This is a genomic window from Pseudopedobacter sp. (genome assembly GCF_040392825.1).
Classification (GTDB): Bacteria; Bacteroidota; Bacteroidia; order Sphingobacteriales; family Sphingobacteriaceae; genus Pseudopedobacter.
The window spans coordinates 1-5,069 of sequence record NZ_JBEBVH010000268.1 but is presented as its reverse complement, the minus strand read 5'-3'; the positions used below and the strand labels follow the sequence as shown (position 1 = coordinate 5,069).

Genomic DNA, 5,069 nt, shown 5'->3' with positions numbered 1-5,069 from the left:
GGAAGTAGAAATTCACTAAAAAGCACCTTACCCAAGTTTTCTACCAGGCCTATATCCGGATTTTGTAATACGGAAGGACTATCCGTGTGCAAAGTTTTCATTGCAGCAACCAATGTTACAACCAGTCCTCCTCCTGCGATAACACCAATAATTTTTAGGAAATTGGATTTCATAGGTTCCGTATCTTTATTCAGGTTCATTAACATCAACACGAACAGGAAAAGAACCATAATTGCTCCCATATACACAATAAAATTCACCACAGCTAAAAACTGTGCATTCAGAAGAATATAGTGTATAGTGAACGTAAAAAATGTTGCTATGAGATATAATACACTATGCACCGGATTTTTGGTAAAAATTACCAACAGTGAAAAGAATATCGACAGGAAGGCAACAAAATAAAATAAATTCATTTGATTTTAAATCTATTAAAGCTTCGCTTTTATTCTATACTTATTTTTTACTTATTTCGGTTTGTTTTAAAGCTACCAGTTCTGATAATGGTTTTTCGACCAACTTATCTTTTCCGTAAATAAAGTCCTTTCTTAAATAATCTGAAGGCACTATAGGTCCATCCAGATAAATAGCTTCTTTAGGACAAGCTTCTTCACACAATCCACAAAAGATACAACGCAGCATATTGATCTCATATACTGCCGCATATTTCTCTTCTCTGTATAACTGTTCTTCTCCTTTTTTACGCTCTGCAGAAATCATGGTGATTGCTTCTGCCGGACAGGATAGGGCGCAAAGGCCACAAGCTGTACAACGCTCCCGACCTTGTTCATCTCTTTTTAAGGAATGCATCCCCCTCCAGTTCTTAGAAAACTCTCTTTCTTCGAAAGGGTATTGAATAGTCACTTTCTTTTTAAAAAGGTGCTTTAAAGTAATAGCCAAACCCTGCGCAATTGCCGGAAGATACATTCTCTCCCAGAAATTCATTGGTTTTTGTTCTAAAACTTTTTTTCTTCCACTTAATGATTCCATTGAATCCTCCCGTATAAATTCTTTTAAAAGCCTGTATCTTATAATTTATCAAAAACTGTAATAACAATTGCCGTTATAACGATATTTGCTATTGCCAAAGGAATCAAAATCTTCCATCCCAAATGCATTAACTGGTCGTAACGGAAACGTGGTACAGTCCATCTTACCCACATAAAAAAGAAGATGAATAATATAATTTTCAGGAACAATACTGCAACGCCAACTAAAGGTCCCCAAGTAGGGCCAAGAAGTGCATTTACTGCATCCATTCCCGGATAATTATACCCTCCAAAATATAGCGTCGCCATTACAACAGATGAAACAAACATGTTAATATATTCCGCAAACATGTATGCTCCCATTTTAAACGCAGAATATTCTGTCTGATATCCGCCTATAAGCTCTGTTTCACATTCCGGCAAATCGAAAGGAACACGATTGGTTTCTGCAAATGCACAAACCAAAAAGATTAGAAATCCTAACGGCTGATACAGTACATTCCAGTGCCAACTATGCTGCTGCGCAACAATTTCACCAAAGCTTAGCGAATTAGTAACCAATAACAAACCAATAATGGAAAGTCCCATTGCAATTTCGTAGCTGATATTTTGTGATGCTCCGCGAATTGCCCCCATTAAAGAGTATTTATTGTTTGAAGCCCAACCTCCAATCATAATTCCGTAAACGCCCAATGCAACAACACCAAATATGTAAAGTACACCTACATTAACATCTGTAACTTGAAGCGGAACCAATCGGTCGCCAATTTGAATGGATTCTCCGAAAGGGATTACTGCTGTTCCTAAGAAAGAAACCAGTAACGCTAATGAAGGTCCTCCAACAAAAAGTACTTTATGAGCTCCGCTTGGTATAATTTCTTCTTTAAAGAACATTTTACCACCATCGGCTAAAGGTTGGAATAAACCAAATGGACCTGCTCTGTTTGGCCCTACACGGTCCTGAATCCACGCAGCAACTTTCCTTTCTGCCCATGTAGAATAAGCTGCTATAGTTAAAGTAATCACAAAAAGTATTGTGATAAGTATTAATTTCTCTATAAAAAAACTTAACTCCATTACAGTTTGGTTGCTCTTTCTAATTGTTGTTTATTGGACTCCATCAATTCCGGATTTTTCTTAATAACCGGTAACGGCTGTAAAGTCTCGTAATGATTGGCACTGATAACCGATTTATTGCTTACCTGACGAGGACCTTCGATTATCCAATCGTTGGTACTTTTCTTATCGAAACGACAGGTATTACAAATAAATTCTTCTACTTCACCAAATTCATCTTTCCTCGCTGTTACCCTAAGCACTTCTTCCCCCTTATACCATAAGGTTACTTTTCCAGAACAAGTAGGACAATCTCTGTGTGCTTCTACAGGCTTTGTAAACCACACCCTGTTTTTGAATCTGAAAGTTTTGTCGGTTAATGCTCCAACGGGACAAACGTCTATTACATTTCCCGAGAAATCGTTATCTATAGCCTTCTCGATATAAGTTGAAATCTCGGCATGATCGCCACGGCCTAAAACACCGTGTACCCGTTGATTTGTAATTTGATCTGCAGTGAACACACAACGATAACACAAAATACAGCGATTCATGTGAAGCTGAATCTTATCACCAATATCTTGTCTTTCGAAGGTTCTGCGGTCAAACTCGTAGCGAGTTGAGGCTAAGCCATGCTCGTAGCTTAAATCCTGCAAATGACATTCTCCAGCCTGATCGCAAATAGGACAATCTAAAGGATGGTTGATTAAAAGCATTTCTACAACACCTTTTCTCGCCTCTATAACTTCCGGAGAAGTTATATTTTGCACCTCCATACCATCCATTACAGTAGTCCTGCAAGAGGCAACTAATTTAGGCATTGGCCGGGGATCTTTTTCAGAACCTTTGGTAACCTTTACAATACAGGTTCTGCATTTACCGCCACTCCCTTCCAGTTTAGAATAGTAGCACATTGCCGGAGGAACAATGTCTCCACCTATTTGCCTTGCCGCATTTAGTATGGTAGTCCCTGGCGCTACTTCTACAGGAATTCCGTCTATCGTTACTTTAATTTTATCAGACACTTCTTCTAATTAAAAAATTAAAATTAAAAAATCAAAAGATCATTTTCCCAGATTAATAACAATAGCAGCTATAATTCTGGAAATATCATTGATTTCATTTGTTAATGCATCTATTCTTTTAATACCATCTGCCTTAATAAGTTCCGTTTCTTTCAAAAGCCTAAGCCAATACTTCGTCTCATTTGCAGATTTTAAGGCTATTATATAAAACTTCTTAAAATCATTTCTAGAACTGCCAGCCTTTCCCTCTTCCACATTTGCCCCTACAGATGTCCCACTCCTTAATAACTGATCTAAAAGTGAAAAATATATCTTTTCTGTTTTTACTTCTCGTATAAAAAGAATCAAATCTTTTGAAAATTGAAAAGTTCGCTCTTTTATATCATATGGCTTAGACAAGTTTTTGAATTTTTACTTTTTAATTTTGACTTGGCTCCAGCACAGGCAAAGGATCTGCATAATGAGCTAATCCATAGTTTTTCTCCTGAGAAAGTCTTGGCTCGTTAATATGCCATTCAAATTCGTCTCTAAAATGGCGCACAGCACTTGCTACAGGCCACGCTGCAGCATCACCTAGCGGACAAATCGTATTTCCTTCAATCTGTTTAGAAACATTTACTAATAAATCAATATCGGAATAAGTACCATGTCCGGTTTCAATTTTATGAAGGATTTTAGTCATCCAACCAGTTCCTTCTCTACAAGGAGAGCATTGTCCACAAGACTCATGACTATAGAAACGGGAGAAATTCCATGTATTTCTAACCACACATTGATCCTCGTCCATAACAATGAAGCCACCCGAACCTAACATTGTACCAGTAGCAAAACCACCGTCGGACAGAGACTCATATGTCATCAACCTCTTATCTCCATTTACTAAGTTCAAGATTAAATTTGCTGGTAAGATAGGCACAGAAGAACCTCCCGCAACAACAGCTTTCATTCTTTTACCATTTGCTATCCCTCCGCAATACTCGTCAGAGAATATAAAATCTTCTACAGAAAGACCCAGCTCAATCTCATAAACTCCCGGTTTATTAATATTACCAGACGCCGAAATCAATTTTGTTCCGGTTGATCTTCCTATTCCTATTTTCGCATATTCTTCTCCACCATCATTGATAATAGGAACAGTTGCTGCAATAGACTCCACGTTATTAACCACTGTGGGACACCCGTAAAGTCCTGCAATGGCAGGAAAAGGCGGTTTAATTCTTGGGTTACCTCTTTTGCCCTCCAAAGATTCCAATAAAGCGGTCTCTTCTCCACAGATATACGCACCACCACCTGGCTGAACATAAAGCTCTAAATCAAATCCTGATCCTAAAATATTCTTCCCTAAATAGCCCGCTGCTTTTGCTTCGGCTATTGCTTTTTCCAATATTCTTATTTGTGGCATCATTTCGCCACGAACGTATATGTAACTGGTATTCGCTCCTAAAGCATAACTTGATACAATCATTCCTTCAATTAAAGCATGAGGAATATGTGTCATCAAGTACCTGTCTTTAAATGTACCAGGCTCAGATTCATCTCCGTTACAAACTAAATAACGCGGAACGCCTTCTGGTTTTGCCAAGAAGCTCCATTTCATTCCCGTAGGAAATCCTGCACCGCCACGTCCTCTCAAGCCAGACTTTTTTACTTCTTCCACAACATCATCAGGCGACATTGTTTTCAAAGCTTTTTCTACAGCCCGGTATCCACCTTTTTCTTTATAAACAGCCAGAGTGTTTATTCCAGGTATATTAATATGTTCTAATAATAACTTGCGTCCCATAGCTTTATGATTTACCTGCTTTTGCTTTCAAGTCGTCAATTAGCTTGTCTATAGATTCTGGTGTCAGATTTTCATAGAAAGTGTATTCGGGCCCTATCTGTAATACGGGACCAAATCCACAGGCTGCCAAACATTCTACGCCTCTATAACTAAATAACCCATCTGGAGTAATTTCTCCTTCTTTAATTCCCAGCTTATTTCCAATGTAGTCCAATA

General features: G+C 38.2%; 7 protein-coding genes. All 7 read right to left on the bottom strand.

The window, feature by feature from the left end; translation table 11 throughout:
- On the bottom strand, positions 1-416 hold a 416-nt coding region (locus ABWO41_RS15165), incomplete at its 3' end, for an NADH-quinone oxidoreductase subunit J family protein (protein WP_353139874.1).
- 40 nt (positions 417-456) lie between these two features.
- The gene (locus ABWO41_RS15160; protein ID WP_353139872.1) at positions 457-990 is read right to left on the bottom strand and encodes a NuoI/complex I 23 kDa subunit family protein; all 534 of its coding nucleotides are present in this window, start codon (positions 988-990) and stop codon (positions 457-459) included.
- 38 nt (positions 991-1,028) lie between these two features.
- Positions 1,029-2,066: an NADH-quinone oxidoreductase subunit NuoH gene (nuoH, locus tag ABWO41_RS15155; protein ID WP_353139870.1), complete on the bottom strand. Its 1,038-nt coding sequence runs from the start codon at positions 2,064-2,066 to the stop codon at positions 1,029-1,031.
- On the bottom strand, positions 2,066-3,070 hold the full coding sequence (locus ABWO41_RS15150; RefSeq protein WP_353139868.1) for an NADH-quinone oxidoreductase subunit G: 1,005 nt from the start codon (positions 3,068-3,070) through the stop codon (positions 2,066-2,068). The genes nuoH and ABWO41_RS15150 overlap by 1 nt, the downstream gene beginning before the upstream one ends.
- Before the next feature lie 39 nt (positions 3,071-3,109).
- The gene (locus ABWO41_RS15145) at positions 3,110-3,469 is read right to left on the bottom strand and encodes a four helix bundle protein (RefSeq protein WP_353139867.1); all 360 of its coding nucleotides are present in this window, start codon (positions 3,467-3,469) and stop codon (positions 3,110-3,112) included.
- 19 nt (positions 3,470-3,488) lie between these two features.
- Positions 3,489-4,853, bottom strand: a complete 1,365-nt coding sequence (gene nuoF / locus ABWO41_RS15140) for an NADH-quinone oxidoreductase subunit NuoF (RefSeq protein WP_353139865.1) — start codon at positions 4,851-4,853, stop codon at positions 3,489-3,491.
- Between the two features lie 4 nt (positions 4,854-4,857).
- Positions 4,858-5,069: NADH-quinone oxidoreductase subunit NuoE family protein (locus ABWO41_RS15135; RefSeq protein WP_353139863.1), on the bottom strand; the 212-nt coding region annotated here is incomplete at its 5' end.